Raw genomic sequence first — 26,384 nt, 5'->3', positions numbered from 1 at the left:
CTCTGCTTTTTTTTATTTTTACATCAACAAATTACATAATTACTAAATAAATCAACTTTTCGAAATATATTTCTTTATTTATTAACCTTTCACCTACTTAGTACTCTCGTTATTTATACAGATTAATTGGACCAAGTTTAGTTTATTAACAATAACAAAAACAAAGATGAATAAATTGAACAAGGAGTTCAAATGAAAAAGGTTTTAGGGACATTCATTGGATCAATGGCATTAATGCCTGTTCTGACCCATGCGGACTCTCCTTATTTCAGCCTTCAAGAAGGAAATGGCTTTAAGCGTTTTTCAGTATCGGTTGGCGCTCTGCATGTCATGCCTCAAGGCAAAGCTCAACCTGTTCGTGTCAATACTGCAATTAATGAAGGTTATCAATCCAAAGTTGGAAATATTCAGGCGCAAACCGTCATAGATAACCTTGATCCTGACCGTAAACCAAACCGTGTCGTTGAAGGGTTAGTCAGACTCATTGGGGCATTTGGGGGTAAAGTATCTGGTGGCCTTTCTGGAGATTCCTATGTATACGGTCTTTCAGAATGGGATAATCCAGGAACAGGTCTTGAAGCAGATGATGTCACTACCCTTGGCATCATGACGAACTATTTCTTCACTGATAACGTTTCCTTTGAAATGAAGGCTGGAATTCCACCCAAAGTGGATATCAAAGGTAAAGGTACAATTTATGCCCCATTTGCTGCTGTGGCAACGCCTTTAGGCGGGATTGCAGGTAATTTAAATCTTGCTAATGATATTAGAATTACAGACCTGGCGCAGTCTAGCAAAGCCGCCGAAGCGCGTGCATGGACGCCTGCTTTTGAATTCCAATATCATTTTGGTAAAACAGGAGTAAATAAATTCCGTCCCTATGTAGGGGTAGGATTAATGTATGCCTACTTCAATGAACTTGAAATGGATAAAGGCATTGAAGCTGATCTGGTTGCTGCAGGTCATATGATCCAGAATATTATTAATCAGAATGCTGGTGCTTCCCTGGAAATGAAGGACAGTAATGGCAGAATGAAAGTGGATCTCGAAGCCACCGATGCTTTCGCTCCTGTGGTGACTGCCGGCTTTACTTATGATTTCAATGAGAAATGGTTTGCAGTGGGTTCAGTGTCTTATGCCCATTTGCAAAATGAATCTAAAATTACTGTAATCAATGAAAATACCGGGCAAACTTTGATTAATTCTAAAGCTGATGTAGAAATTAACCCGATCTTGGCGTATGCAGGTATTGGTATGCGTTTCTAGGTCAGTTCAATTTTAAAAGCAGAGCTATGCTCTGCTTTTTTAGTTTCTTACTTCTGACATAATCAAAAGCTTTATTTAGCGTTTAAGCTTTACTCCTGACTTAACGATTTCCTTAGATATCAAATCTATAAAAAAAATTTATCTTTTAAGTAATTATTATTCTATCGCGACAACAAGTTGAATCGACTAACATAGCTTGCGACGATCACAGCACAGATTTCTTATGACCACCAGTCAGTTTTCCAAGCCACTTATTTATATGCTTATTGGTTCAGCAGTGATTCTGGCATTATCTCTAGGTGTCCGCCATGCCTTTGGCTTGTATCTGGTACCGATGAGTCATGAATTTGGCTGGGGACATAATGTGTTCAGCCTCGCCATTGCCATGCAAAACCTGATTTGGGGTGCTGTGCAACCTATTACAGGGGCATTTGCAGATAAATACGGTAGTAAAATTGTCGTAGCTGTCGGTGGTGCACTGTATGCCGTTGGTTTATTGCTAATGGCTGTCAGCTCTACGGGTTGGTTACTCAACATCAGTGCAGGTTTAATTTTGGGCCTAGCACTTTCAGCAACCTCCTTCCCTGTGCTCTTATCGGCAGTTGGTCGAGCTGCTCCTCCCGAGAAACGTAGTTTGGCCATGGGTATTGCCAGTGCTGCAGGCTCCTTTGGTCAATTTATTATGTTGCCATCGACCCTGTTATTGCTACAAAGCATTGGCTGGTCAGCAACCCTAGTCGTCAGTGCTATTCTGATCGCCTTGATTGTGCCGCTTGCCTGGATGCTTAAAGCACCCATGTATGTCGATCCAAATGCCGCACCGACTCCAGCAAAACCTTCACTGAGCTTTAAACAGATTCTGGTCATTGCTAAAAATCATAAGCCTTTCTGGTTCCTGGCACTGGGCTTCTTTGTTTGCGGGTTTCAGGTAGTCTTTATCGGGATTCACCTGCCCGGTTATTTAATTGATCATGGTTTTAATGCCACCACAGGCACCATTTTCCTCGCGCTCGTGGGCTTATTTAATGTCGTCGGTACCTATACCGCAGGCTGGCTAGGTGGGAAATACTCTAAACCGCACTTATTAATGGGCCTGTATGGCCTACGTGGCATTGCTATTATTGCATTTTTACTGCTGCCACTCAGCACATGGACAGTCTATGCCTTTGGTGTCATCATGGGTCTATTGTGGTTATCTACCGTACCACTGACCAATGGTATTGTCGCTAATATGTTTGGAGTTAAGTATCTGACCATGCTCAGCGGTCTTGTCTTCTTTACTCATCAGGTTGGCTCATTCTTTGGTGGATGGCTCGGTGGTGTTAACCATGATATAGCAGGCAATTATAACGCGGTATGGATGCTATCGATTGTATTAAGCATCTTTGGTGTATTGGTTCATTTCTGTGTTAATGAGGAGCAAATAGTGCATGACTGATTCAAACTTTGTACTCAGACTCATGATCGGGATGAGTCTGGTTTTGCTATTTGTATTGTCTATCTTGCTATGGTCACAAACGCCACAGTTATTTGAATTCTTTAATCAGGCCTTTTGTGCGCATTGATCTGTCCAATATTTGACATTTTTCAGCAAACTAAGCCATTTAGTTTGCTGATTTAATTAAAAGAAAATAAATCAAATAGTTATTTAAAAATTAAAGCTTTTCATAAGTTTAGCAATTCTTGTGATTTTATTTTGCCGATGGATTTTTTTAGATTGAATTTAACAGCAAAACAACCATGAGAATATCTTTAAAATGACAAGCCTGACTCAACTTTCACAAGCCATTCACGATGCACCACGTTGGCATCAAGCTGAACTTTACCAAGATGGTTCTGAGATTCGAATTGAAGTGCAGAAAGACCAAGCATTAGGAGCGGTAGTCTATGGACTCGATGCTCGTAAAGCACAATCAGGTGAAACCATTTATCGCCTAAAACAAGCTTTGGCAGAGCATTTAATCCTGATCTTTAAAAACCAAAGTTTGGATGATTTACAGTACTTGGCTTTTTCTAGTTATTTTGGATCGATCTTCCGCCCAGGCGCAGACACGCCTGTTTTAGGCTCTAAAGAAGATACTGGCGTTCCCCCTGATGTCGTGCCTGTCTCCAATGCTGTCGGTCAAGGTGATTACACCGGTCATGGTGAACTAACACCACACGCCGACCACCAATGGACGCCATTACCATCCTTTGGCTCTTTGCTTTATGCCATTGAATTACCGCAAGACGGCGGTCAAACCACGTGGATCAACACCATTAAAGCCTATGAAGCCCTTGATGCAGAGACCAAAGCGCACATCGATCAATTACAACTGATTACCTATAACCCATTTGTACGTCGTCAAAAAACGCAAAATCAATCTACAAATGATGGTTATGGTTCAAGCCCACTTTATCGCTTTAAAGACCAACCGATTTTAAGCCATGCCTACCCTCACCCTTTGGTACGCACCCATCCAGAGTCAGGTCGCAAAGCCTTATGGTTAAATACACATACAGAAGTCGAACTTGAAAATTATGATGATCAAGCTGGTAGTGAATTGATTGCCAAATTACGCAAACATATTCAAAAGCCTGAATTTCGTTATGAACATGATTGGAACATTGGCGATATTGTATTTTGGGATAACCAAGTCACCCTTCACTCGCGCCGTCCATTCCCAGCCGATCAATGTCGTTTGCTGAAACGTATTAGCTTGGCGGGCAGTCGTCCGTTTTAAAATAACTCACCTATAAATCCTGTACCATTGAGACTTTAACCGACTCAATGTTTTTTTATTTTCAAGCAAAAAAAATTAACTATCAATATTAGGTTTGATTCAAACGATCTTTAACAAAACAAAGCACCTGTTTACTTTTCCTCACCGAATCTGCCTAGTGTATTTTCCTTTTTCTGCTTAGCGTATTAAAAATCAGTAATAACGATATGGATAGAGGAAAAAACAAAATGAATCAGCTTCAATTTTCAGATTGTGTGCAAGCGTGTATGAGCTGTTCCCTGGCCTGTACCAACTGTGCTAGTGCCTGTCTTAAAGAAGAAGATCTGGAGATGATGCGGGAATGTATACAACGTTGTCTGGATTGTGCTGATCTCTGTCAGCTTTGTGCCCGTATGGAACAGAAGCAATCTCCTTTCATGAAAGAAATGTGTGCGCTTTGCGCCAAAGCATGTGATTACTGTGTAGAAGAATGTAGTCATCACGAAGATGAGCATTGCCAGCAATGTGCCGAAGCCTGCCGACGCTGTGCTGAAGAGTGCCGGAAAATGGCTGTTTAATACAAAATTTATAACTGGCTGGGTGTGTTTTTTCCACTCTGCAAATTTAAAAAAACCCGCAAGTCTGCACTTACGGGTTTTCCTGTCTAGGCTAAATATCTAACTTAGAATAAACGGTTCATACCATTCAGCGTTGCCACACGATAAGCTTCCGCCATCGTTGGATAGTTGAATGTCGTTTCCACAAAATACTTGATGGTATTGTTTGGGCTGTTCATCACCGCTTGACCAATGTGGATAATTTCCGATGCGTTGTTACCGAAACAATGAACACCTAAAACTTCCAGTGTTTCACGGTGGAACAGAATCTTCAATTCACCTACCGTATCACCGGTAATCTGTGCACGTGCCAGATGACGGAATGAAGCTTGACCAACTTCATACGGAATTTTTTCTTCAGTTAACTGCTGTTCAGTTTTACCAATTGAAGAAATTTCAGGAATGGTATAGATCCCGGTTGGAATATCAGTGACCGGAGCAACATCTTTCTCACCACTCATGTTTGCACCTGCACAACGCCCTTGGTCATAGGCAGCAGAAGCAAGAGATGGCCAGCCGATCACATCACCCGCAGCGTAGATATTTTCTATTTCGGTTTGATATTGATCATTCACAGTCAATTGGCCACGACTGTTCGGTTTCAGACCGACATTTTCCAGACCTAAACCATCAGTATTGCCTGAACGACCATTACACCAGAGAATGGCATCTGCCTTAATTTTCTTGCCACTTTGTGTATGTAAAACGACATAATCATCAGATGTTTCAAGATAATCAATCTGCTCATTGTGACGAATCAATACGCCTTGTTCACGTAAGTGATAAGACAATGCGTCAGAAATTTCATCATCCAAGTAGCTAAGCAATTTCGGCTGCGTATTGATCAGATCAACTTTATGGCCCAGACCAATAAAGATTGATGCATATTCACAACCAATTACACCTGCACCGTAAATAATGATTTTTTGGATTGAGTAATCCAGATCCAGAATTTTGTCTGAATCAAATACACGTGGGTGATTAAAGTCGAGAATTTCTGGACGGTAAGGACGAGAACCGGTCGCAATCACTAATTGTTTAAACTGAATCGTTTCCTTGATGCCATCTGGAGTAAATACAAAAATAGTATTTTCATCCTGAACGTAGGCACGGCCATGGAAGATATCAATTTTATTACGGTCATAAAAACGTGAGTGTGTTTCAACCTGCTGTTGAATCACTTTATGCGCATTACGAAGCACCTGCTTCATGGTGAACTGTTTCCATTCACCGACTTTCTGGAACATTGGATCACGTTGATAACGGATGATGCTTGATACCGTTTGACGCAATGCTTTACTTGGAATCGTACCAACGTGGGTACAGTTACCACCAAGTTGTTCACGCATATCAACGATTGCAACGCGCTTACCCGATTTGGCAAGTTTCATTGCCGCGCCTTCGCCCGCAGGGCCTGAACCTAGAACTACCGCATCGTACTTAACGAAAGTCCCACTAACGACCTCTTTTTTACGTGGCATTCAACGCTCCTTTATAAATTAAATTCATCTGCAATATCTATTTGCCATATTATGACGTAAATCATGTCATTTTGGTGTATTTAACTCACATATATTGTGTGATGAGAACATTTTTTAAATGAATAGTCCTTTTTGCCCCATTTGTAGCTAAGTCCGTTATAATAAAAGCGCTATCTTTGATTATCTCCTCCCTTCAAAAACAGTGGAAAAGTTAAATATGTCTGAAAACCGTAAACCTGAACAGGGTGTCAAACTTCGCGGCGCGGAAAAGGTCGCTCGTATTCCTGTAAAAGTTGTACCTACGGTTGAAACACCACGGAAGCCGGACTGGATTCGCGTCAAAATGGCAGCACCTGACGAAGTACAACGTATTAAAACTACACTCCGTCAGCAAAAATTACATACCGTATGTGAAGAAGCAGCATGCCCTAACCTGCCAGAATGTTTTGGCGGCGGTACAGCAACCTTTATGATTATGGGCGACATCTGTACCCGTCGCTGTCCATTTTGTGATGTGGCACATGGCCGCCCAAATGCACTTGATCCAGATGAACCGCGCCATATGGCCGAAACCATTGCCAACCTGGGTTTGAAATATGCAGTGATCACTTCAGTAGACCGTGATGACCTGTTAGATGGCGGTGCGCAGCATTTTGTGGATTGTATTAAAGAAGCACGTGCCCTAAGTCCGAATACCTTACTTGAAATTCTGGTACCCGACTTCCGTGGTCGTATGGATATTGCGCTGCGCATCATGACTGAATGCCCGCCTGATGTGTTTAACCACAATATCGAAACAGTGCCACGTCTGTATAAAGCCATGCGTCCAGGTTCTGATTATCAACACTCTTTAAACCTGCTGAAAATGTTTAAGGAATATTGCCCGGATGTACCTACCAAATGTGGTTTGATGGTCGGTATTGGTGAAACTGAAGAAGAAGTGCTTGCCCTGCTTGATGATCTGCATGCGCATGGCGTGGACTATGTCACGATCGGTCAGTATTTACAGCCTTCTAAAGAACATGCAGCGATTGACCGCTTTGTGACACCTGAAGAATTCGAGCGTTATACCGAACATGGTCAAAAACTGGGCTTCCGCAATATCTGGGCAGCACCAATGGTTCGTTCAAGCTACTTTGCTGATCGTCAATACTATGGCGAACCTGTACCAGCAGTGCGTCGTAAAGTTGACCCTGCCAAGAAAATCGCAGTACAAACCATTGAAGCTTAAAATTGCTTAAATCAAAGCCCTCTAGATAGAGGGCTTTTTTTATGCGTTAAAAGAAATTTCTTCTCAGATTTTTAATTACAAAAAATTCTTTTAGAATTCCAGATCAACCCTAATGGCAATAGTTCCTGACCTGGTACGCTCTTCTATTTATTAAAAAATATATTTTCCTCTTTTTAACTTGATCTAAGTTATTACTTATCTTCACATTTCTTTTCGTGTTCTCACTTGAATGCTGCTCACTTTTCAAACAATCTCAAAAATAGCGACACATTCAAGAATATCGTTATGAAGTAAAACGATAAGAGTCTCAAGAACATCCATGATTTAAGCCGTGTGCAGTGATTGCACAATGATATCGAAAGACAGACCAACAAATTAAGGTCATGGATGCATAACCCTGGAGAAATATAACGATGCTATTTATCTATGCTGTTTTGCTTTTATTACTCAGCTTATGGGCGGTTTTTTATTTTCAGCTCTCTCGAACTACAGGTGCATTTAGCCTCATTATTGTGTCGATCTTGGTCGCCTTTATCAGCCCTTGGTCGCTCTTACTAGGCATTCCCCTCATTCTGATTAGTCTGGTTGTACTGATTGATCCTTTGCGTATGGCGGTTATTACCCGACCTGCTTATAAGGCCTTGGCCAATGCCATGCCAAGCATCAGCCCAACAGAGCGTGAAGCCCTGGATTCAGGCACCAGCTGGTGGGAAAAAGAACTGTTTATGGGTGCTCCAGATTGGCAAATCTTCAACAACTATCCTTATCCCAAGTTGTCCAATGAAGAACAGTCTTTCATAGATAATGAAGTCGAAACCTTATGTAGCATGCTGGATGAGTGGGAAATCCATGAGCAGAAAGAACTTCCTGCACATATCTGGCAATTTATTAAGGACAATGGTTTTCTGGGGCTGATTATTCCAAAGGAATATGGCGGTCGTGCCTTTAGTTCTTTTGCCCAAAGCCGCGTCATGAGCAAGATTGCTTCCCGCTCTTTGACAGCTGCAGTGAGCTGTATGGTTCCAAACTCACTCGGGCCGGGTGAATTGTTGCTGCATTATGGAACAGAAGAACAGAAAAATCGCTATCTACCAGGTTTAGCCAAAGGACTAGAAATTCCCTGTTTCGGCTTGACCAGTCCAGAGGCCGGTTCAGACGCTGGGGCGATTCCTGATACCGGTATCGTCTGCTATGGCCAGTTTGAAGGTCAGGAAGTCCTCGGTTTAAGAATGAATTTCTCCAAACGCTGGATTACTTTGGCACCAATTGCCACTGTCGTTGGTTTAGCCTTCAAAATGTATGATCCAGACCGTTTGCTGGAAGGACCAGCAGAATATGGTATTACCTGTGCCCTGTTACCGGCCAATCATGAAGGCGTGAAGGTTGGTCCACGGCATCACCCTGGCCCGCCATTTATGAATGGTACGGTTGAAGGTAAAGATGTATTTATTCCACTAGACTGGATTATTGGTGGCGTGAAAAATGCCGGTAAAGGCTGGCGCATGCTGATGGAATGTCTAGCGGTGGGGCGTGGCATTTCACTGCCTGCATTATCAACTTCCAGTGCGGAAATGGCTTATCTGAATGTCGGCGCTTTTTCCCGTATTCGTCAGCAATTCAAAATATCAGTGGGTAAATTTGAAGGTGTGCAGGAAGCCAACAGTGAGATTGCCAGTGACACTTATATGCTTGAAGCTTTCCGTTATCTGGTTACTTGTGGTCTGAATCAAGGTGGTAAACCTGCAGTGATGACGGCAATTGCCAAATACTATGCCACTGAAACCATGCGTAAAATCGTCAACCACGGTATGGATGTAGTGGGTGGTCGTGCCATTCAGATGGGTCCACGTAATTTCCTGGCTTTAAACTATCAAGCCATTCCGGTTTCAATCACAGTTGAAGGTGCCAATATTCTGAGCCGCTCCTTAATGATTTTTGGCCAGGGTTCAATGCGTTGCCATCCATATCTATATGAAGAATTACAGCTATTACAAAAGCAAGACCGAGATGCGGCTCAAGAAACATTTAACGATCTTTTGTTTAAACATTTAGGCTACACCTTTAACCGAACTGCCCGCTCATTTGCCTATGCATTTACGGGTGGATCAACTGCAGCACCGCAAAGTGCGGTTGACTTCACCCGTCCTTACTACAAGATCATTAACCGGTTGAGTGCCAACTTTGCTTTAACTGCGGATATGTGTCTGGGATTATTGGCAGGTGATATCAAGCGTAAGGAAATGCTTTCGGGGCGGCTGGCCGATATTCATGCACATCTGTTTATTGCATCGGCAATTCTCAAGTTTTTTGAGCATAGTAAAAAGACTGAAGCTGAACGCCTGCATGCACAACTTGCAGTAGAAAAGTCACTCTATACGGCGCAAGAAGCTTTTTTTGATCTGTTTGCCAACTTCCCGACAGGTGCAGCAGCAGGTATAGTCAAACTGTTATGTTTCCCATTTGGCCGCCCAGTACAAAAACCGTCAGACCAACTGAAACAGCAGGTAGCGAACAGTATGATAGAAGACAATGCATTCCGTCAGGTACTAAAAAAACATGTTTACTATAATACCAATGAAGATGATATCACTGGCCGTATGGAATCTACATTCAATATGCTACTAGAGATTGAAAAGCTCTGGGATCGTTTTAAAAAAGCGGAAAACAAAGGTCAGTTTAAAGGACTCAGTTTTGCCGAGCATGTAGCCGATGCTCATCAACAAGGCTTTATTAATGATCAGGAAGCAGAAAAACTGCTGCACTATAATGCACGTCGTTATGACAGTATGCTGACCGATGTATTTGATCTGCATTTGAATGAGGTATTAGAGCTTGAAAATCCGTATCTCATCAAAGCAGATGCCAAAGGAACCGATACCTCAGTACAAACTGATCCTTCACACTCAGTATCACCTTAAATAAAACTTGAATTTAAGGTGTCATGAATTCCAGAGTGAAGTCATTTTATTACTTTACTCTGGAAGCTTTACAAGTGGCATTTCAGCCACTTTTTTACGGCTAGGGCACGATAGTATTTTAGGTTAATAGTATTAAGCTAAAGCAATAATAAAAATTGAGGATAAAGCATGTCACAACAAGATTATGAAAATGGCTTGAAAGTCCATACTGAAGTAATAAATGAAAGCTTTGTGCAGCGTACTCAGGAAAATACTGTGCCTTTTACCTCTGGAATCATTCATACAGTTCAACGCACTTCTTAAATCAACACCCTGCCCTTTCAGTATAGTTAAGCCTTCAGTCAGTGCCCCTAAATAGGTAGCCATCCAAATATTGTTAACGACTTTCACCGCAAGACAGAACCACTTTCTTCCACATATTCAATCAAGCCAGCAAAAGCAGTAATGACCAGTGTGGCTTGCTCAAAGGCGGATGCGTTTCCTCCCACTAGCACGGTTAAAGTACCTTTTTCTGTACTAATGGTCTGACCGGATACAGAAAGCATCCAGATAATAACTTCCCTGTAGATCCAGTAGTTTTGCCAGGTGTTGGGCCGATTCCGGCACACCGCTGCTACAGTCAACCCAGATTGCACCTTGCTTGGGTGAAAGATGATCATAAAAAAAATCCCTCACCAGGAGGGATTTTTTATTCAAGCGATTTAAATTTTATTCTGGTAAAGGAATATATTGTGATGATGCATTTTGCTGCTGTTTACGTTCACCAACCACTACATCCAGATCCAGTTTTTTACCTTCACGTTCTACTTCAATCTTAATCTTGCTACCTGGAGCTTGCAGAGCTACGTAGTTAATCAGATGGGAGGCTGAAGTAATCTGTTCATCATTTACATTGAGGATCTTATCACCACGCTGAATACCTGCCTTAGCGGAAGGACCATTTGGCAACACTTCAGCCACGGTCACCCCTTGTTCAGATGGCTTCATCACGTCATTACGTTGTGGTGGTAACAGGCTAATACCCAACCAGCCGCGAACGACACGACCATCTTTCAAAATGGAATTCATAATCTGCTGACAGACTTTGGCTGGAATTGCAAAACCAATACCTAGTGAACCACCAGACTGAGAGAAGATTGCGGTATTCACCCCAATCAGATTGCCTGAAACATCAATCAGTGCACCACCCGAGTTACCCGGGTTAATTGCAGCATCCGTCTGAATAAAGTCTTCATAGGTATTGATACCCAGATCAGAACGACCTGTTGCCGAAATAATTCCCTGGGTCACGGTTTGACCTACACCGAACGGATTACCAATCGCCAGAACGACATCACCGACTTCATTGCCACTCAGTTTAAATGGCAATACTGGTAGTTTATCCAGTTCAATTTTGATCACCGCCAAGTCTGTATCTGGATCAGTTCCCACCACTTTTGCATCAGCACGGCGGCCATCATTCAGCGCTACAATGATCTGATCAGCCTGTGCAATCACATGATTGTTCGTCAGAATATAACCATCTGCACGCACAATTACACCTGAACCCAAGCTGTTTTCATTCGGTCCCTGAGAGAACTGCTCCGGTAACTGATCACCGAAAAATTCGCGGAATACCGGATCATTCAGTAAAGGATTATCCTGCCTCTTCACTTTTTGCGTGGTAAAGATATTCACTACAGCTGGTGCAGCAACTTTAACCGCAGCGCTATAAGAAACCACCCCGCCAGCACGTGAAGTATCCAATAATGGTTCAACTTTTTCAGCAGGCATTTTGACGCCATCTGGCGCGACAGGTGCTTTAGGTTTTTGCAACTGTTGCCAACCCAGAAAGACGATGATCACTAAGATCAGCAACACCCAAGGTAACCATGTAAAGGTCCGACGCACTTTATTATCCTCTGACAATATTTTTAATTCGTTGATGACTAAGTAATTTGTGCTCTATTGTAAAGCTAAACACAAAACTAAACATAAAAAAAGCAAAAGAGATTTGTGCTGCTTTAGTTACAATTCAAAATATGTTTTGATGATGACAATTTAAAGGTTTAAAGAGAAATTTATGGCGACCTTACAGGACATTATTCAATGGTGCGATCAAACACTGATTGCACATGAATTCAAAGACTATGCCCCAAATGGCTTACAGATTGAAGGAAAATCTGAGGTCAATAAAATTCTGTGTGCTGTGACTGCTTCTCAAGGAGCCATTGAAGCTGCAATTACTCAGGGCGCGGATCTTCTACTGGTACATCATGGCTATTTCTGGAAAGGTGAACCCTACCCGATTACTGGTATGCGCGGTAAACGGATTAAGACGCTAATTCAACATGATATCTCACTGGTTGGCTATCACCTGCCTTTAGACAGTCATCCTACTTTGGGAAATAATGCTGCAATTGCCGACCTGCTGGAACTGGAAAATCTGGAACAGCTTGATCCGAATGAACGTCGTCCTATCGGCAATATTGGCTATTTAAAACAGGCCATGACACCAGAGCAGTTTAAAGCTTATGTTTCAGAAAAGTTAGGCTTTGATGCGATTCACCTGCCTGCAGACAAAACTGAAATACGTAAAGTCGGTTTCTGTACTGGCGGTGCACAGGATTATATTCAAAAAGCTGCTGCACATAACTGTGATGCCTATATTTCCGGTGAAGTCTCGGAACGCACCTTCTATGAAGCTCAGGAACTGGATGTGCATTATTATGCCTGCGGTCACCATGCGACCGAGAAATATGGTGTTCAACGCCTTGCGAAAGCTATTTCCCAGCAGTTCAATATTGAGTATAGTTATTTCGAATTAAACAATCCGATTTAATTTCACCTAGCGGTATTTGACAGCGGCTTTATACGTATAATTTCAGGCTTTATTCTGTATTCTTATTTATCTGCAATGCGCATTTCTGCCTGTTTTTCTATTACAATAAAGCCACTTATTGTCAAAACCCAGCAAAATGCAAGGAATTGAAAACATGACAACCATTACTTTACCGGCTCTACCATACGGTTACGAAGATCTTGCTCCACACATCAGCAAAGAAACTTTAGAATTCCACCACGACAAACACCACAATACTTACGTGGTTAACTTAAACAACTTAATCAAAGGTACTGACCTTGAAGGTAAAACTTTAGAAGAAATCATTAAAGCAACTGCTGGTGATGCTTCTAAAGCAGGTATCTTCAACAATGCTGCACAAGTTTGGAACCACACGTTCTACTGGAACTGTATGGCTAAAAATGGTGGTGGTGCTGCGACTGGTGCTTTAGCTGCGAAAATTGATGAAGCTTTCGGTTCTTACGAAAAATTCGCTGAAGAATTTGCAACTGCTGCTGCAACTCAATTCGGTTCAGGTTGGGCTTGGTTAGTTGCTGATGAAGTAAACGGCAACCTTTCAATCCTTAAAACGTCTAATGCTGACACGCCTATGGCACACGGTAAAATTGCTGTGTTGACAATTGACGTTTGGGAACACGCTTACTACATCGACTTCCGCAATGCTCGTCCTAAATACATCTCTACTTTCTTAGAAAGCCTGGTGAACTGGGACTACGCAAACGCGAAATATGCAGGTCAAGCTGCTGGTGTTGAGAAATAATTTTTTATTTCCAGCCTAAAAAATCACCCTTCATGGGTGATTTTTTTATTTTTAACCAACAAATGCATATTTATAAAGCAAACGTTTCATTTCTTTCAATTAATTGATTGACGACCTTTCGTTTCCTGCCTAAAATGCGCATCAGATTCTCCAATAGCTCAGTCGGTAGAGCGACGGACTGTTAATCCGCAGGTCCCTGGTTCGAGCCCAGGTTGGAGAGCCAATCTATTCTCCCATAGCTCAGTCGGTAGAGCGACGGACTGTTAATCCGCAGGTCCCTGGTTCGAGCCCAGGTGGGAGAGCCAAGATTCCAAAAAAGCCCACTCATTGCGAAGTGGGCTTTTTTTTATGTCTGTTTATTCCGTTTGATTAAAGCCCTGAGTTAACAAGTCCCCAAGGAATAAAACCAAACCTAGATATCTTATAAATACTTTTTCAAGCCTGGTTTTTTCCCTACAAAAAAGACTTAAAATTCAAACAAATTAAAACCAATTGAAGATCATCCTATAGCTTTAGCTTATTTTTAAAACACTCAAACATGATTTATAGATTTTTTCACAAAAGTTCCTTGACCCCTTTCAAAATCTCTCTATAATCGCTTTCAGATTCTCCAATAGCTCAGTCGGTAGAGCGACGGACTGTTAATCCGCAGGTCCCTGGTTCGAGCCCAGGTTGGAGAGCCAATCTATTCTCCCATAGCTCAGTCGGTAGAGCGACGGACTGTTAATCCGCAGGTCCCTGGTTCGAGCCCAGGTGGGAGAGCCAAGATTTTCGAAAAACCCACTCATTATGAAGTGGGTTTTTTTATTTGTTTCAAGTTCTGCTGTGTTTCATTTGAGTCAGATTATTTTTTTTGTGATTGGCTGTCTGGCAAGTTTTGCCTTATTTTGCCTGCTCTTCCCGCACCTGTTTACCCGTCAGCAAAAATTCTATCCCAAGCGTGTCATTACTGCCTTTGAAAGTAGGATGTTCACTCGCCTGAAAGATGCCTTTCCCCATCATCATATTTTGGCACAGGTTGCTTTTAGTGCCTTGATTACTCATGACCAGATGAATATGCGGAGCAAGTTCAATCGCAAGGTGACTGACTTTGTGGTGATGGACCGGGAATATAATGTCATTGCTATTGTAGAGCTCGATGATCCGAGTCATATTGGCAAAGAAAAGGAAGATGCAGAACGCGATGCCATGCTGATTGCAGCAGGCTATACCGTTGTCCGATACACGGAAATACCAAGCATCAGACAACTGCAAAGGGATTTAAGATAATAAAATTACATAAAACTATTATTGCTGAGTGGTGGCCTCTGATGCTGCCTGCACTTCTGTTTCAGCATTCGCTTGCTGTTCCGCTGCCTGTTTTTTCTCGGCTGCCTCACGTGCTTCAATTCGGGCGATCATTTCAGCCTGCTGCTGTTTATACTTTTCCTGATTTTTAGCATCACTATTTACAGCCAGAAATGCCATCGTGATTAAAAATACAGGAATACAAAGTGCAAGCGTACCGAAGATCAATAGCTTTTTGATGCTGCGTGGCTGGGGCTGCTCAGACATAACAAACCTATTTATTCATATCATTCATTTTTCGCCATCACTATAGCAAATTCAAGTGATTACTCAAAACTTCGATACAAAAGAAAAAAGGAGCCGAAGCTCCTTGAAATATTTTATTTTTATTGATTCATAAACTCCTCTACTTTGTCCACAATAGCAGAAATATTCTGTGTCATTATCGTTTGATGATTAGCATCTGGATCAAGAAATAAATCATCCTCATCTATTTCTTCTGCAACTTCTAAAAGTTTTGGAAACAATAATGTTGCAGTTATATGAGCTGGCACGGTCGTATCTAGTTCACCCTGGAATACATATACAGGTTTAGGAATTGGATTTTGTGCCGGCAAGTTCTCCTCTAAATAGGTACTCACATCATCATCCAGGATAAAGTTAGGTTGCAAAGCCTGATAAGTACCGTACGTTCCACCATTATCAATATAGGACTGAATATCAGTTCTAAATCCTTCAGCAACTTGTGGTGAACATTCAACTTCCGCAATTTGTGCAAGAGGAACTTTAGTTTCCAGGAAAGCCTGGCTATATTGGAAAGCTGGTTTTTCTGCCTTAATTCCTGAGCTTACAATTGCCGCATAACCATATAAGGTTCCAGCAATCTGTTTTGCTGCCTGGACAGCTTCCGGCGTACCAGGAGCTGAAACAGTGGCAGCAACACCCAATCCATAATTTAAAGTTTCTGCTAGATAAGATGCCGGAGCAATCGCCACTGCACCTTTATAATCAAAATTGTTTAGCGCACCACTAAACTCTGCAGCAGCAAGCGCTGCATGCCCACCTTGCGACCACCCTACTATACTCCACTCATCAGCTAGAACATTGCCATAATATTTTTTAGCCTCACTAATAGCAGAGAGAATAGAATTGGCTGCACTTTCAAGATGTAAGTAAGGATGTGGTTCATTATTATTACCCAGACCTTCATAGTCTGGTGCAATGACTGCATAACCACGCTCTACCAACTCCATAACCAGATCTTTTTCCTCTCCAGTTAATGGAAGACGTGAAGGAGCACATTTATCTGCTGCTCCGGTCGTGCCATGCGCCCAAACTACAATTGGCCAACCACCTGCAGGTGGTGTACCTTTAGGCGTAAAGACCAAAGTTGTAGCACGAATATTTTTATTTCGTACACTCTGCATGCTATAGCTAAAAATATCATGACGGTCGACCAACGCCTTCACTTCATCATCAACTGCATAGGTTTGTACTGGATTAAATCCTATAAAGTCGTCATCATCATCGTCATTACATGCTGTTATTAACAGTGTCATTGAACATACGACTGCCACGCAAGTTTTTTTGAAGCCATTTTTCATTGTACTGTTCATATTCTAATCCCTTATTGTTGTTTATATTTTCATGAAGCAGATTTGAATTAATCATAAAAAAAAGCACCCTTATAGGATGCTTTTGTTATGAATCGACAGCATGCAGTTACAGAAGTGCAGCAAAGATTCCCAGGAAAATCACCAGTCCAACCCAACGGTTATGCCGAAAAGCCCAGAAACAGCGCTGCGGATCTTTATCTCGCGTTTTTAACCATTGGTAAACAAAATCTATTGCGACTGCGAGCAGACCAATCAAGCCAAATGGAATAAGTAAGTCTTCAATCCATAAGGCTGTGCCAATCAGAACAAGACTAATGACCTGCAATGCACTGATGATCTGAATATCGTGTTGACCAAATAATATGGCTGTCGATTTCACCCCAATTTTTAAATCATATTCACGATCGGTAATCGCATATTGCGTATCATAAGCCACGGTCCAAGCCAGATTACCAAAATATAAAAGCCAACAGGTTAAATCAGGCGTCTGACCTACTGCCGTATAAGCCATAGGAATGGACCATGAGAAAGCTGCCCCCAAAAATACTTGCGGCAAATGGGTATAACGCTTCATAAAAGGATAAATGAAAGCGAGAAATAAAGCCCCAAATGACCAGTAGAATGTTTCAATTGGCAGGTAAAATAACAGGCAGGCACTAGCAGCCACCAGCACCAGAAATACCATGACTGCTTCTTTACCACTGATAATGCCAGTTGCTAATGGACGGGTTTTAGTGCGCTCTACATGTGCATCCACCTTACGGTCAGCAAAGTCATTAATGGCACAGCCTGCTGCACGCATAAAGATGACACCAAGAATCATCAGCATCAGAATACTCAGATCAGGTATTCCCTTCGCAGCCACCCAAAGTGCCCACATAGTGGGCCAAAAAACCAGTTCTGTGCCAATGGGCTTATCAAAACGACAAAGATAATAATAGGCGCTCAGACGTTCACGCCAGCTAATTGCTTGTGCAGTTGCCATATCAAGTTAAGCCTGTTGATTTTCTATATATTGCTGAAAAGCCGGTAAAAATGTTTCTTGTACGATAAATTTACAGCCGTGCCAAGTATAACAGCTCTGGCGGGTCCACCCATCTTTAAGATGAATCACACGACGCTCACAATGCGGATTGGTACGCTGAAATAACAGCCAGCCAATCGGCTTCGATCCAATATGCTGAAAAATTCGTGCCCGTTTTTGCAGACTTAAAATCGGGAAAATACTTTTAGCCTTTACCCAAGGCTGTTCATCACAACCATATAGATAGCTTTCCCGTACCCAGGAAGTATGCTGATGCGGCATTTTCATCCAGCTGGCATTTTCAAAGCTTAAACGCTGAAAATGTTCTTTTAACGGTTGTACCCGAAATTGCCCATTTGCCAAATCAGTTAATTGCTGGGTCAGTGATCCTGATGCATATAGCCATTCCCGAAGTACTGCTGGCATCTGCTGTCCATACTGATTCTTAAATTTTAAACTCACAACATTCCCAACTTCATGATCAAGCATTATCTGTCTTGGCGATAACTTCATATTTTCCACTTGGCAGTTTTTTCAGAATCAGGCCATCCGTGGTCATATAAAAACTTTGCGGATAGTCATAATCCAGAGCCAGCTCAGGATTGCGCAATACAACAAATTCAACCTGCTTATAGCCTTCAGGTGTATGTCCGACTTCAATATAAGTCACTTCAGAAAAATTCAGTTTAAAGCCTTTGCTGTGATCCTGTGGATCAATCCAGGGAAAAAAGCCGGTATGTTTTTTACGTGCTGCCATAATAATTTATCTTTGATCAATAACAGCATCATACAAAAAAACCCGCACTAAGGCGGGTCTTTTTTACAGTGAAATTCTATGCAGAATTACAGGCTGTAGTACATGTCGAATTCAACTGGGTGAGTAGTCGTGTTCAGACGACGAACTTCTTCAGTTTTAAGCTCGATGTAGGCATCAAGCATTTCTTTAGTGAACACACCACCTTTAAGAAGGTAATCATGATCCGCTTGAAGTGCTTCAAGCGCCATATCAAGGCTGTGTGCCACTGTTGGGATTTTAGCTTCTTCTTCCGGTGGAAGATCGTACAAGTTTTTGTCAGCAGCTTCACCTGGGTGGATCTTGTTCTGGATACCGTCAAGACCAGCCATCAACAATGCAGCGAAACCTAAGTACGGGTTCATCATTGGATCTGGGAAACGAGCTTCGATACGTTTGCCTTTCGGGCTAGATACGTATGGAATACGGATAGATGCAGAACGGTTACGTGCTGAGTAAGCAAGCATGATCGGCGCTTCGAAGTGTGGAACTAAACGCTTGTACGAGTTTGTAGAAGGGTTAGTCAACGCATTCAATGAACGAGCATGTTTGATGATACCACCGATGAAGTACAACGCCATTTCTGAAAGACCTGCGTATTCATCACCAGCAAACAGGTTCTTGCCATCTTTAGAGATCGACATGTGAACGTGCATACCAGAACCGTTATCCCCAACCATTGGTTTAGGCATAAACGTTGCAGTTTTTGCATATTGGTGCGCGACATTCCAAACAGCATATTTGAACTGTTGTACTTCGTCCGCTTTACGAACCATCGTGTTGAAGCTCACACCAATTTCTAATTGGCAAGATGCAACTTCGTGGTGATGTACTTCTACACGACCTGGGCCCATGATGTCTTCAATTTTTGCACACATATCTGCACGCATGTCATGTGAAGAATCAACTGGCGGTACTGGGAAGTAACCACCTTTCACACGTGGACGGTGACCTGAGTTACCAGATTCGTAGTCTTTGTTTGTAGACCAAGCAGCTTCTTCAGCGATCAACGTGTGGCGCGCGCCAGACATGTCGATTTCCCATTTTACTTCGTCAAATACGAAGAATTCTGGTTCTGGACCGAAGAATGCTGTATCACCAATACCTGTAGATTTCAGGTATTCTTCAGCACGGCGAGCAATCGAACGTGGGTCACGGTCGTAACCTTGACCAGTTGAAGGTTCAATCACGTCACAAGTTACAACAACTGTAGGTTCAGCGAAGAACGGGTCGATAAAACCAGTTTCAGCGTCTGGACGTAAAATCATGTCAGAAGCTTCAATGCCTTTCCAGCCAGAGATTGAAGAACCGTCGAACATTTTACCGTCTTCAAATGTATCTTCATCAATAGTGTCTGCTGGGTAAGTCACGTGTTGCTCTTTACCTTTAGTGTCTGTAAAACGGAAGTCTACCCATTTTGCGCCACTTTCTTGGATGAGTTGAAGGACCTTGTTCGCCATGCTCAATTTGCTCCGATGTTTTTTTGTTGCACTTACGAAGTGCGTGTTAGTAGTTGGTAGTTATTAAGCAATTACCGTACCAACTTTTAAAAGTATAGCTAAAATCTTGAAATCCTTATGAGAATACGTGGATTGAAAGAAATACTTTGGGTCTATTATACTGTCTGTATAATTAAATGCACTATATTCAAGCATTCTCTGTGTTTTTTGTTTCTTTCGATTTAACACTGCACCTTAACAGTGCGATAAAATTGCTATAGATGTTATTTCTAGTAAATAATGATGAGCTTATGTAGCTTTTATCAACTTTCGATGAAATATTAATCGCTTTTCAGGGTATTTTTGTATTTTACTGTCAATATTCAGTTTTTCTTAAAGACTCATATTAAGAAAAAATTCACCAAATTGAGTCAATTTAGACAAATAAACGATAAGAACGGCATTCACTTTTTCTCACCTGTTAATCAACTGTTGTTTTTTAAAGCAACACTTGAAAATTAAAACATCAAAATTATTTGTAAATATCTTTTAGTTATAAATTACTTTTAGTTATTCACTAATTTTTAGTTATATATTCATACTTATTGAGCCTTATCACCCCTATTCATTTGGCTAAGCAGAAAAATTGGGCAAATTGTTGCGCAGAAGTTTCAGATTATTTGCTATGATGATTGTCGCTTTATTTTCACACAATGAAATCAACAGTTTAGTCAGCCTTTTACATGGGACTAAGAAACTGCCAATAAAGCACGATCTGGATTACTCAAGCACAGTTAAGTGCATTAATTTCAATAGGTTAAGCTCATGCTTTTAATGATCGACAACTATGACTCCTTTACTTATAACATCGTCCAGTACTTTGGCGAGCTGAATCAAGAAGTAAAAGTAGTCCGTAATGATGCCGTGACTTTGGAAGATATTGAGCGATGGCAACCAAAATATCTGGTTATTGGTCCTGGTCCATGTTCCCCGAGTGAAGCCGGTATTTCCATTCCTGCAATTCAGCACTTTGCTGGCAAGATTCCGCTATTAGGCGTATGTCTTGGCCATCAAAGCATTGGTCAGGCATTTGGTGGCGACATCGTGCGCGCTAAACGTGTCATGCACGGCCGTTTATCTGACATGTATCACAGTGACACAGGGATTTTCAGCAACCTGCCTTCTCCATTTTCTGCAACGCGCTATCACTCACTGGTGATTGATCAGGCGACTTTGCCGGAATGTCTGGAAGTGACCTGCTGGACCAATGAAGCGGATGGCACTATGGAAGAAATCATGGGCGTGAAACATAAGACATTGCCTGTTGAAGGTGTGCAGTTCCATCCGGAGTCCATCCTGAGCCAGCATGGCCATCAAATCTTTAAAAACTTCTTAGAAATTTATGCGTAAATAATGATGAATATTCAACAAGCTTTAAGCCATATTACAAAAAACATTCACCTGACCCAGCCACAAATGGAAGATGTGATGCGTTGCATCATGTCGGGTGAAGCCACCGATGCACAGATTGGCGCCCTGATGATGGGTCTACGCTTAAAAGGCGAAAGCATCGATGAAATTACCGCTGCCGCACGTGTCATGCGTGAATTGGCACTGAAAATTGATGTTAGCGATTTGCCTTATTTAGTCGACATTGTCGGTACCGGCGGTGATGGTCAGAACTTATTTAACGTATCAACTGCAGCAAGTTTTGTGATTGCGGCTGCAGGCGGTACTGTTGCAAAACATGGCGGTCGTGGCGTATCAGGTAAATCAGGCTCATCGGATGTCCTAGAACAAGCGGGTATTCGCCTTGATCTGAGTCTTGAACAAAGTGAACGTTGCATTCGTGAAATTGGTGTCGGATTCTTGTTCGCACCGAATCATCACAAAGCCATGAAGTATGCCGCTGCGCCACGCAAAGAATTGGGGTTCCGTAGCATTTTCAACTTACTCGGCCCGCTTACGAATCCGGCTGGAGTAAAACGCTTTGTTATTGGTGTTTTCTCGCATGAGTTGTGCCGTCCAATGGCTGAAGTACTCAAGCAACTTGGTGCTGAACACGTCATGGTGGTGCATTCACAAGATGGTTTAGATGAAATCAGTTTAGCCTCTAAAACTTATGTGGCTGAACTCAAAAATGGGGAAATCACTGCATGGGAAATCATTCCTGAACAGGTCGATATTGCTTCGCAAACCTTAACAGGTCTAACCATTGACTGTGCTGCCGACAGCTTAAAACTGATTAAAGACGCATTAAGCAAAAAGAAATCTGAAATTGGGGAAAAAGCCGCAAATATGGTGGCACTTAATGCTGGTGCAGGTATTTATGTATCTGGTTTAACTACCAGCTACAAACAAGGTGTTGCCCTTGCCCATGACATTATTTATGGGGGGCAAGCCCTAGAAAAAATGGGAATTTTGGCAGAATTTGGCAATACGCTTAAAGAATACGACGTTTAAGACAGCAGGAAATTTTAATCATGGTAGATATCGCAAATACGATTCTAGGTAAGATCGTAGACCGAAAGAAAGAAGAATTTGCTGCACGTCTGAAGCAAAAAAGTTATAAGGATGTTGAAGAGCTTGCTCAAGGTGCAACACCTGTACGTGGCTTTGCTCAATCGTTACTGGCCAAGCGCCCAGGGGTAATTGCTGAAATCAAGAAAGCGTCTCCATCTAAAGGCATTATCCGTGAAAACTTCAATCCTGCAGAAATTGCCGCACAGTATCAGGATGCAGGTGCAGCCTGCCTGTCAGTATTGACTGATGTGGATTTCTTCCAGGGTGCTGATGAGAACATTCAAATTGCCCGTTCGCATTGTGATTTGCCTGCACTACGCAAGGATTTCCTGATTGATCCGTATGGGGTGATTGAAGCACGTGCTTTACATGCAGACTGTATCTTGCTGATTGTGGCTTGCCTGTCTGATCAGCAGCTGGAAGAAATGTCAAAAACTGCTTTTGAATACAATCTTGATGTGTTGGTTGAAGTGCATGATGAAAATGAACTTGAGCGTGCACTGAAACTTTCAGATCGCTGCCTGTTGGGTGTAAATAACCGTAACTTAAAGACCTTTGATGTTGATTTAAATACATCACTGCGTCTGAAACAGCTACTCGATCCATCTCGCCTATTGGTAACTGAAAGCGGTATTGCCACTCCGGCTGATGTTGCGATGATGCAGGAACATGATATTCATGCCTTCTTGGTGGGTGAAAGCTTTATGAAACAGCCACGCCCGGATCATGCATTCCGTGAACTGTTTGGTGAGCCTGAATCAGTATAAAAATCTTCAATTCAGGGCAAAATTCGTTTTGCCCTGATTTTTCTAACTTAATCAATCAGCTTTTAGACCTTCTAATTTATCTATTTTTCTCTTCTACCCCAGATTAAAATCGTACCCAAAACCAAGTCTACCTAAAGTAATTCATACGGGTAATTCAACCCTGTATGTCATATAAGACCGTTTATTACTTGATGATCTGATCGAGCATCTTAATATGGAAACATTACTGTAATCTGACTTGGAAGCGTGGTTGTGAATACCATGACAATAATGATGAGTTAAATTGATATTAACCTAATGCCCCCTATCAGCTTGGATAAGCTCAAATACATTTTGTTTGTAAGAACATTAAGACCTAAAAAATCAAATAATAAAGGCGAATATTTATTGAATATTCACATTCAACTTTCAATTAAATATTCACTTGAACAGAATACCTGAATAGTATGAGCGCAATACAGTTCTCATTTTCTTGAATCAGGACTATAATTTATCAATATTTTCGCATCTTGCATGTTTTTTGATTATGAGCAAACACGATTCTTCGCTTTCCAAAGATCAGTTTAATTTGCTAAAGCAATTTAAAAAGCAAATCAGTAATCCCAATCCACGTGTAGAAGCGCCTGCACCTGTGGTGAAAACACCTGAACAAGAGCAGGAAGAAGATTTAGAATTATTCCGTAAACAAATGCAAGGTGTTAAAAAAATCGACAATGGCAACAGCATTGCCATCGAGAAACCTCGCAAGAAAAAGCTTGATGCACAGACACTTGCCAAACGTGCTGCTGCTGAAGGTCCGATGCAGACTGACGAAACCGCCCTTTCTGATACCCAGGCCATGCTGAATCCGGTTGGAAGTCAGGCTACGCTAAGCTATCGCATTGCAACTCTACAGCACAAAGTCTTTGAAGATCTGAAAGCCGGCAACCTGCGCTGGTATGAAGCAGTTGATCTGCATGGGTGTACCGTGGAAGAAGCACGTGTTGCCGTATTGCAAATTATCCAGATGGCGAAAGATGAAAACCAGAACGTGATTAAGATCGTACATGGTAAAGGTCCGGAAGCCATTTTAAAGACCTATGTAAATGGCTGGTTACGCCAACACCGTGATGTTTTGGCCTTTGTCAGTGCACCTGAAAATCAGGGTGGTACTGGCGCTGTGCTGGTTCTGCTCAAGCGTGCGGAAAAGAATCCAAAGTTCAAACAGTAATCGGAATTAACTCCAAATTAAGGCAATGTAATAGTTTTCTGCTACAATGCCGTCCTTGTTCTATCTCAGTGTAAGTGAATACGTCATATGACTATGCAGCAATCCTACGCAAACATTCTTACTGCCGTTGGTGAAGATTTAAATCGCCCTGGTCTCAAAGATACGCCTGTGCGTGCTGCGAAAGCATTTTCGTATTTAACTTCCGGCTATAGCCAGACGCTGGAAGAAGTGACCAATAATGCGGTATTCCCGTCTGATAACCATGAGATGGTTTTGGTCAAAAATATCGAATTCTATTCGCTGTGTGAACACCATTTATTGCCATTTTATGGTCGTGTGCACATTGCTTATTTGCCAGAAGGCCGTGTTTTAGGTCTGTCTAAATTTGCCCGTATTACTGAAATGTTTGCACGTCGCTTACAGATTCAGGAAAATCTGACCCAGCAAATTGCAGAAGCAGTGGCTGAAGTGACTGGCGCACGTGGTGTGGCTGTGGTGATTGATTCAGCACATATGTGCATGATGATGCGCGGTGTTGGCAAGCAGGAGTCAACGACACGTACCGTTTCTTTTGTGGGTGATTTTAAAACTAATAAAGAAGAACGTCGTGAATTCCTGAGTGCAGTACCTGAAACGTATTAATCGTTTTTATTTCAAAAGCCTCGACACTTGTTGAGGCTTTTTTACATGTGCTTTAATTTGTTTAATTTTAGATAACTTCAGCTTGAGGATTCACCATGTCATCGATTTGGTTAGCAGGTCACGGTTTAACCCAGAGTGAAACCACGATTGATTATCCCCGCCCTGACCGCCTGGTCGCAGCTAATCCTAAACGTTCTACACAAAGTTTATATGAACATCCCAATATGAACTGTGGCATCTGGGAATGTGAAGTCGGTGCATGGAATATTGTATTTGCTGAGAATAAACAAGAATTCTTTACGGTTATTGAAGGCATGGTTCGTCTGCATGATGCCAACAAAGAAAGTTATATAGAAATCAAAGCGGGTGATGCAGGTATTATTCCGCCAAGCTTTGTCGGTACTTTTGAAGTAGTTGAAGCAGTAAAAAAATATTTTGTCGTAGTTGAAGCCTAAAACCTGCTTTTGCAGGTTTTTCTTTTTTAAAATTATAAATAAATTCTACTTCTACAATTCGTTACAGCATCACTACCCGCTTTAGCACTCTTCCATCCTACATTATTCCTGATCATCTGTTCTGTTATGCAGATTGATCTGCTTGCCTATATGCACTTAATAAAAATACATGCATCTTGCCAAAAATCATGGACTTCAAAATACAGACCGGCATTTATAGGGAAATATAGATACGTAGGGAGGAAATATGACCACTAAAAAGACTTCAAAAAATATTCCCCGTAAAACCTCGCGGGTGGCTTCGACCAGTTTTGATTACTCGCTGGATTTTGAAAAAATTGATTTTAGAAAACGACCTGAATTGTACCGGATTGGACGTGGTGAACAGGGTGTGCTTTCAGTTGAACCATATAAATCAGAAATACTGCCGCATTGGCGCTTTGCCGATGAAGAAAAAGCTCAAGCGAGCAGTACCAAGATTTATGCCCTGTTTCTGGATTATCTGGAAAAGGAAGATTTTATCGGTGCTGATATGGCGCGTAAATTCTTGCAAATGGGTTATACCCGTGCCCGCCGCTATGCCAATCATAAGGGGGGCAGAAAATATGATGGTCCGGTGCCAGATGACAAAAAAGGCTTAAGTGGTGCTCATGGCAGAGACGAATTACCACGCCAGCGAGAAGACCCGGTGAAGGCTGCAGCGGCACGTATCTTTAAACAAAAATGGGATGAGGCTAAGCTTCATCCCGAATATATTAAGCAGAAACAGAAATTTAAAGACTGGATTGAGTGGTTACAATCCCATCAATAA

General features: G+C 41.9%; 25 protein-coding genes, 4 tRNA genes and 2 pseudogenes. 22 read left to right on the top strand and 9 right to left on the bottom strand.

Annotated features, from left to right (window positions below; genetic code table 11):
• The first annotated feature begins 192 nt into the window (after positions 1 to 192).
• The 5 genes from IHE35_RS04815 to IHE35_RS04800 all read left to right on the top strand — a co-directional run bounded on the left by IHE35_RS04815 (position 193) and on the right by IHE35_RS04800 (position 4,546).
• Positions 193 to 1,266 carry an OmpW family outer membrane protein gene (locus IHE35_RS04815; protein ID WP_242789529.1) on the top strand — a complete coding sequence of 358 codons (1,074 nt, stop codon included), beginning with the start codon at positions 193 to 195 and terminating at the stop codon, positions 1,264 to 1,266.
• Positions 1,267 to 1,489: 223 nt separating this feature from the next.
• On the top strand, positions 1,490 to 2,704 hold the full coding sequence (locus IHE35_RS04810) for an MFS transporter (RefSeq protein ID WP_242789528.1): 1,215 nt from the start codon (positions 1,490 to 1,492) through the stop codon (positions 2,702 to 2,704).
• The gene (locus tag IHE35_RS14660; RefSeq protein WP_275975180.1) at positions 2,697 to 2,831 is read left to right on the top strand and encodes a hypothetical protein; all 135 of its coding nucleotides are present in this window, start codon (positions 2,697 to 2,699) and stop codon (positions 2,829 to 2,831) included. The genes IHE35_RS04810 and IHE35_RS14660 overlap by 8 nt, the downstream gene beginning before the upstream one ends.
• Before the next feature lie 192 nt (positions 2,832 to 3,023).
• Positions 3,024 to 3,989 carry a TauD/TfdA family dioxygenase gene (locus tag IHE35_RS04805; protein ID WP_242789527.1) on the top strand — a complete coding sequence of 322 codons (966 nt, stop codon included), beginning with the start codon at positions 3,024 to 3,026 and terminating at the stop codon, positions 3,987 to 3,989.
• A 227-nt stretch (positions 3,990 to 4,216) separates the two neighbouring features.
• Positions 4,217 to 4,546, top strand: coding sequence for a four-helix bundle copper-binding protein (locus IHE35_RS04800; RefSeq protein WP_242789526.1), 330 nt, complete (start codon positions 4,217 to 4,219; stop codon positions 4,544 to 4,546).
• Positions 4,547 to 4,650: 104 nt separating this feature from the next.
• Here IHE35_RS04800 and sthA read toward each other — a convergent pair whose 3' ends face one another.
• Positions 4,651 to 6,066, bottom strand: a complete 1,416-nt coding sequence (gene sthA / locus IHE35_RS04795; protein ID WP_242789525.1) for a Si-specific NAD(P)(+) transhydrogenase — start codon at positions 6,064 to 6,066, stop codon at positions 4,651 to 4,653.
• 217 nt (positions 6,067 to 6,283) lie between these two features.
• On the opposite strand from sthA, the gene lipA reads away from it, so the two are divergent.
• From lipA to IHE35_RS04780, 3 genes and pseudogenes are all read left to right on the top strand, one after another.
• Complete coding sequence (lipA, locus tag IHE35_RS04790) at positions 6,284 to 7,297, top strand: lipoyl synthase (protein ID WP_242789524.1); 1,014 nt, start codon at positions 6,284 to 6,286, stop codon at positions 7,295 to 7,297.
• A 413-nt stretch (positions 7,298 to 7,710) separates the two neighbouring features.
• Complete coding sequence (locus tag IHE35_RS04785) at positions 7,711 to 10,215, top strand: acyl-CoA dehydrogenase (protein WP_242789523.1); 2,505 nt, start codon at positions 7,711 to 7,713, stop codon at positions 10,213 to 10,215.
• A 168-nt stretch (positions 10,216 to 10,383) separates the two neighbouring features.
• Positions 10,384 to 10,482, top strand: a pseudogene (locus IHE35_RS04780) (4-carboxymuconolactone decarboxylase); the annotation flags it as partial.
• Here IHE35_RS04780 and IHE35_RS04775 read toward each other — a convergent pair.
• Positions 10,477 to 10,860, bottom strand: a pseudogene (locus tag IHE35_RS04775) (NAD(P)-binding domain-containing protein); the annotation flags it as partial. The pseudogenes IHE35_RS04780 and IHE35_RS04775 sit on opposite strands and share 6 nt — an antisense overlap.
• Before the next feature lie 63 nt (positions 10,861 to 10,923).
• Entirely contained in the window at positions 10,924 to 12,105 is a 1,182-nt protein-coding gene (locus IHE35_RS04770) for a trypsin-like peptidase domain-containing protein (protein WP_242789522.1), read from the bottom strand.
• Positions 12,106 to 12,277: 172 nt separating this feature from the next.
• Between IHE35_RS04770 and IHE35_RS04765 the strand changes: the two genes are divergently transcribed.
• The 7 genes from IHE35_RS04765 to IHE35_RS04735 all read left to right on the top strand — a co-directional run bounded on the left by IHE35_RS04765 (position 12,278) and on the right by IHE35_RS04735 (position 15,086).
• Positions 12,278 to 13,036, top strand: coding sequence for a Nif3-like dinuclear metal center hexameric protein (locus IHE35_RS04765; RefSeq protein ID WP_242789521.1), 759 nt, complete (start codon positions 12,278 to 12,280; stop codon positions 13,034 to 13,036).
• A 154-nt stretch (positions 13,037 to 13,190) separates the two neighbouring features.
• On the top strand, positions 13,191 to 13,817 hold the full coding sequence (locus IHE35_RS04760; protein WP_242789520.1) for a superoxide dismutase: 627 nt from the start codon (positions 13,191 to 13,193) through the stop codon (positions 13,815 to 13,817).
• Positions 13,818 to 13,964: 147 nt separating this feature from the next.
• A tRNA-Asn gene (locus IHE35_RS04755) sits at positions 13,965 to 14,040 on the top strand.
• Positions 14,041 to 14,046: 6 nt separating this feature from the next.
• A tRNA-Asn gene (locus tag IHE35_RS04750) sits at positions 14,047 to 14,122 on the top strand.
• A 302-nt stretch (positions 14,123 to 14,424) separates the two neighbouring features.
• Positions 14,425 to 14,500, top strand: a tRNA-Asn gene (locus tag IHE35_RS04745).
• Positions 14,501 to 14,506: 6 nt separating this feature from the next.
• A tRNA-Asn gene (locus tag IHE35_RS04740) sits at positions 14,507 to 14,582 on the top strand.
• Positions 14,583 to 14,642: 60 nt separating this feature from the next.
• Entirely contained in the window at positions 14,643 to 15,086 is a 444-nt protein-coding gene (locus tag IHE35_RS04735; protein ID WP_242789519.1) for a DUF2726 domain-containing protein, read from the top strand.
• 18 nt (positions 15,087 to 15,104) lie between these two features.
• Here IHE35_RS04735 and IHE35_RS04730 read toward each other — a convergent pair whose 3' ends face one another.
• The 6 genes from IHE35_RS04730 to glnA all read right to left on the bottom strand — a co-directional run bounded on the left by IHE35_RS04730 (position 15,105) and on the right by glnA (position 19,997).
• Positions 15,105 to 15,371, bottom strand: coding sequence for a hypothetical protein (locus IHE35_RS04730; RefSeq protein WP_242789518.1), 267 nt, complete (start codon positions 15,369 to 15,371; stop codon positions 15,105 to 15,107).
• A 119-nt stretch (positions 15,372 to 15,490) separates the two neighbouring features.
• Positions 15,491 to 16,720 (bottom strand): alpha/beta fold hydrolase, encoded by a 1,230-nt coding sequence (locus IHE35_RS04725; protein ID WP_242789517.1) that lies wholly within the window; start codon positions 16,718 to 16,720, stop codon positions 15,491 to 15,493.
• Between the two features lie 106 nt (positions 16,721 to 16,826).
• Entirely contained in the window at positions 16,827 to 17,705 is an 879-nt protein-coding gene (gene ubiA, locus IHE35_RS04720; protein WP_242789516.1) for a 4-hydroxybenzoate octaprenyltransferase, read from the bottom strand.
• A 6-nt stretch (positions 17,706 to 17,711) separates the two neighbouring features.
• Positions 17,712 to 18,170: a chorismate lyase gene (locus IHE35_RS04715; RefSeq protein ID WP_242789515.1), complete on the bottom strand. Its 459-nt coding sequence runs from the start codon at positions 18,168 to 18,170 to the stop codon at positions 17,712 to 17,714.
• A gap of 55 nt (positions 18,171 to 18,225) precedes the next feature.
• On the bottom strand, positions 18,226 to 18,501 hold the full coding sequence (locus IHE35_RS04710; RefSeq protein WP_242789514.1) for a hypothetical protein: 276 nt from the start codon (positions 18,499 to 18,501) through the stop codon (positions 18,226 to 18,228).
• 86 nt (positions 18,502 to 18,587) lie between these two features.
• Positions 18,588 to 19,997: a type I glutamate--ammonia ligase gene (glnA, locus tag IHE35_RS04705; RefSeq protein ID WP_242789513.1), complete on the bottom strand. Its 1,410-nt coding sequence runs from the start codon at positions 19,995 to 19,997 to the stop codon at positions 18,588 to 18,590.
• A gap of 804 nt (positions 19,998 to 20,801) precedes the next feature.
• Between glnA and IHE35_RS04700 the strand changes: the two genes are divergently transcribed.
• From IHE35_RS04700 to IHE35_RS04670, 7 genes are all read left to right on the top strand, one after another.
• Positions 20,802 to 21,386, top strand: a complete 585-nt coding sequence (locus IHE35_RS04700; RefSeq protein ID WP_242789512.1) for an aminodeoxychorismate/anthranilate synthase component II — start codon at positions 20,802 to 20,804, stop codon at positions 21,384 to 21,386.
• Between the two features lie 6 nt (positions 21,387 to 21,392).
• Positions 21,393 to 22,439, top strand: coding sequence for an anthranilate phosphoribosyltransferase (gene trpD / locus IHE35_RS04695; protein ID WP_242789958.1), 1,047 nt, complete (start codon positions 21,393 to 21,395; stop codon positions 22,437 to 22,439).
• Positions 22,440 to 22,459: 20 nt separating this feature from the next.
• Positions 22,460 to 23,266 (top strand): indole-3-glycerol phosphate synthase TrpC, encoded by an 807-nt coding sequence (gene trpC, locus IHE35_RS04690; RefSeq protein WP_242789511.1) that lies wholly within the window; start codon positions 22,460 to 22,462, stop codon positions 23,264 to 23,266.
• Between the two features lie 526 nt (positions 23,267 to 23,792).
• Positions 23,793 to 24,476, top strand: a complete 684-nt coding sequence (locus IHE35_RS04685; protein WP_242789510.1) for a Smr/MutS family protein — start codon at positions 23,793 to 23,795, stop codon at positions 24,474 to 24,476.
• 93 nt (positions 24,477 to 24,569) lie between these two features.
• A complete protein-coding gene (gene folE / locus IHE35_RS04680; protein ID WP_242789957.1) occupies positions 24,570 to 25,118 on the top strand; it encodes a GTP cyclohydrolase I FolE in 549 nt (182 codons plus the stop codon).
• Positions 25,119 to 25,213: 95 nt separating this feature from the next.
• Positions 25,214 to 25,573, top strand: coding sequence for a cupin domain-containing protein (locus tag IHE35_RS04675; RefSeq protein WP_242789509.1), 360 nt, complete (start codon positions 25,214 to 25,216; stop codon positions 25,571 to 25,573).
• Between the two features lie 247 nt (positions 25,574 to 25,820).
• Positions 25,821 to 26,384, top strand: coding sequence for a DUF4385 domain-containing protein (locus tag IHE35_RS04670; protein ID WP_242789508.1), 564 nt, complete (start codon positions 25,821 to 25,823; stop codon positions 26,382 to 26,384).

Origin of the sequence: Acinetobacter sp. ASP199, from assembly GCF_022700675.1 — a bacterium.
Taxonomy (GTDB): domain Bacteria; phylum Pseudomonadota; class Gammaproteobacteria; order Pseudomonadales; family Moraxellaceae; genus Acinetobacter.
This window is presented reverse-complemented; position numbering and strand designations above follow the sequence as displayed.

Coding starts and splice junctions, on each gene's coding strand:
- IHE35_RS04815 (WP_242789529.1), top strand. CDS start 193: ATGAAAAAGGTTTTAGGGACATTCATTGGATCAATGGCATTAATGCCT.
- IHE35_RS04810 (WP_242789528.1), top strand. CDS start 1,490: ATGACCACCAGTCAGTTTTCCAAGCCACTTATTTATATGCTTATTGGT.
- IHE35_RS14660 (WP_275975180.1), top strand. CDS start 2,697: ATGACTGATTCAAACTTTGTACTCAGACTCATGATCGGGATGAGTCTG.
- IHE35_RS04805 (WP_242789527.1), top strand. CDS start 3,024: ATGACAAGCCTGACTCAACTTTCACAAGCCATTCACGATGCACCACGT.
- IHE35_RS04800 (WP_242789526.1), top strand. CDS start 4,217: ATGAATCAGCTTCAATTTTCAGATTGTGTGCAAGCGTGTATGAGCTGT.
- sthA (WP_242789525.1), bottom strand. CDS start 6,066: ATGCCACGTAAAAAAGAGGTCGTTAGTGGGACTTTCGTTAAGTACGAT.
- lipA (WP_242789524.1), top strand. CDS start 6,284: ATGTCTGAAAACCGTAAACCTGAACAGGGTGTCAAACTTCGCGGCGCG.
- IHE35_RS04785 (WP_242789523.1), top strand. CDS start 7,711: ATGCTATTTATCTATGCTGTTTTGCTTTTATTACTCAGCTTATGGGCG.
- IHE35_RS04765 (WP_242789521.1), top strand. CDS start 12,278: ATGGCGACCTTACAGGACATTATTCAATGGTGCGATCAAACACTGATT.
- IHE35_RS04760 (WP_242789520.1), top strand. CDS start 13,191: ATGACAACCATTACTTTACCGGCTCTACCATACGGTTACGAAGATCTT.
- IHE35_RS04730 (WP_242789518.1), bottom strand. CDS start 15,371: ATGTCTGAGCAGCCCCAGCCACGCAGCATCAAAAAGCTATTGATCTTC.
- IHE35_RS04725 (WP_242789517.1), bottom strand. CDS start 16,720: ATGAACAGTACAATGAAAAATGGCTTCAAAAAAACTTGCGTGGCAGTC.
- ubiA (WP_242789516.1), bottom strand. CDS start 17,705: ATGGCAACTGCACAAGCAATTAGCTGGCGTGAACGTCTGAGCGCCTAT.
- IHE35_RS04715 (WP_242789515.1), bottom strand. CDS start 18,170: ATGCCAGCAGTACTTCGGGAATGGCTATATGCATCAGGATCACTGACC.
- IHE35_RS04710 (WP_242789514.1), bottom strand. CDS start 18,501: ATGGCAGCACGTAAAAAACATACCGGCTTTTTTCCCTGGATTGATCCA.
- glnA (WP_242789513.1), bottom strand. CDS start 19,997: ATGGCGAACAAGGTCCTTCAACTCATCCAAGAAAGTGGCGCAAAATGG.
- IHE35_RS04700 (WP_242789512.1), top strand. CDS start 20,802: ATGCTTTTAATGATCGACAACTATGACTCCTTTACTTATAACATCGTC.
- trpD (WP_242789958.1), top strand. CDS start 21,393: ATGAATATTCAACAAGCTTTAAGCCATATTACAAAAAACATTCACCTG.
- trpC (WP_242789511.1), top strand. CDS start 22,460: ATGGTAGATATCGCAAATACGATTCTAGGTAAGATCGTAGACCGAAAG.
- IHE35_RS04685 (WP_242789510.1), top strand. CDS start 23,793: ATGAGCAAACACGATTCTTCGCTTTCCAAAGATCAGTTTAATTTGCTA.
- folE (WP_242789957.1), top strand. CDS start 24,570: ATGCAGCAATCCTACGCAAACATTCTTACTGCCGTTGGTGAAGATTTA.
- IHE35_RS04675 (WP_242789509.1), top strand. CDS start 25,214: ATGTCATCGATTTGGTTAGCAGGTCACGGTTTAACCCAGAGTGAAACC.
- IHE35_RS04670 (WP_242789508.1), top strand. CDS start 25,821: ATGACCACTAAAAAGACTTCAAAAAATATTCCCCGTAAAACCTCGCGG.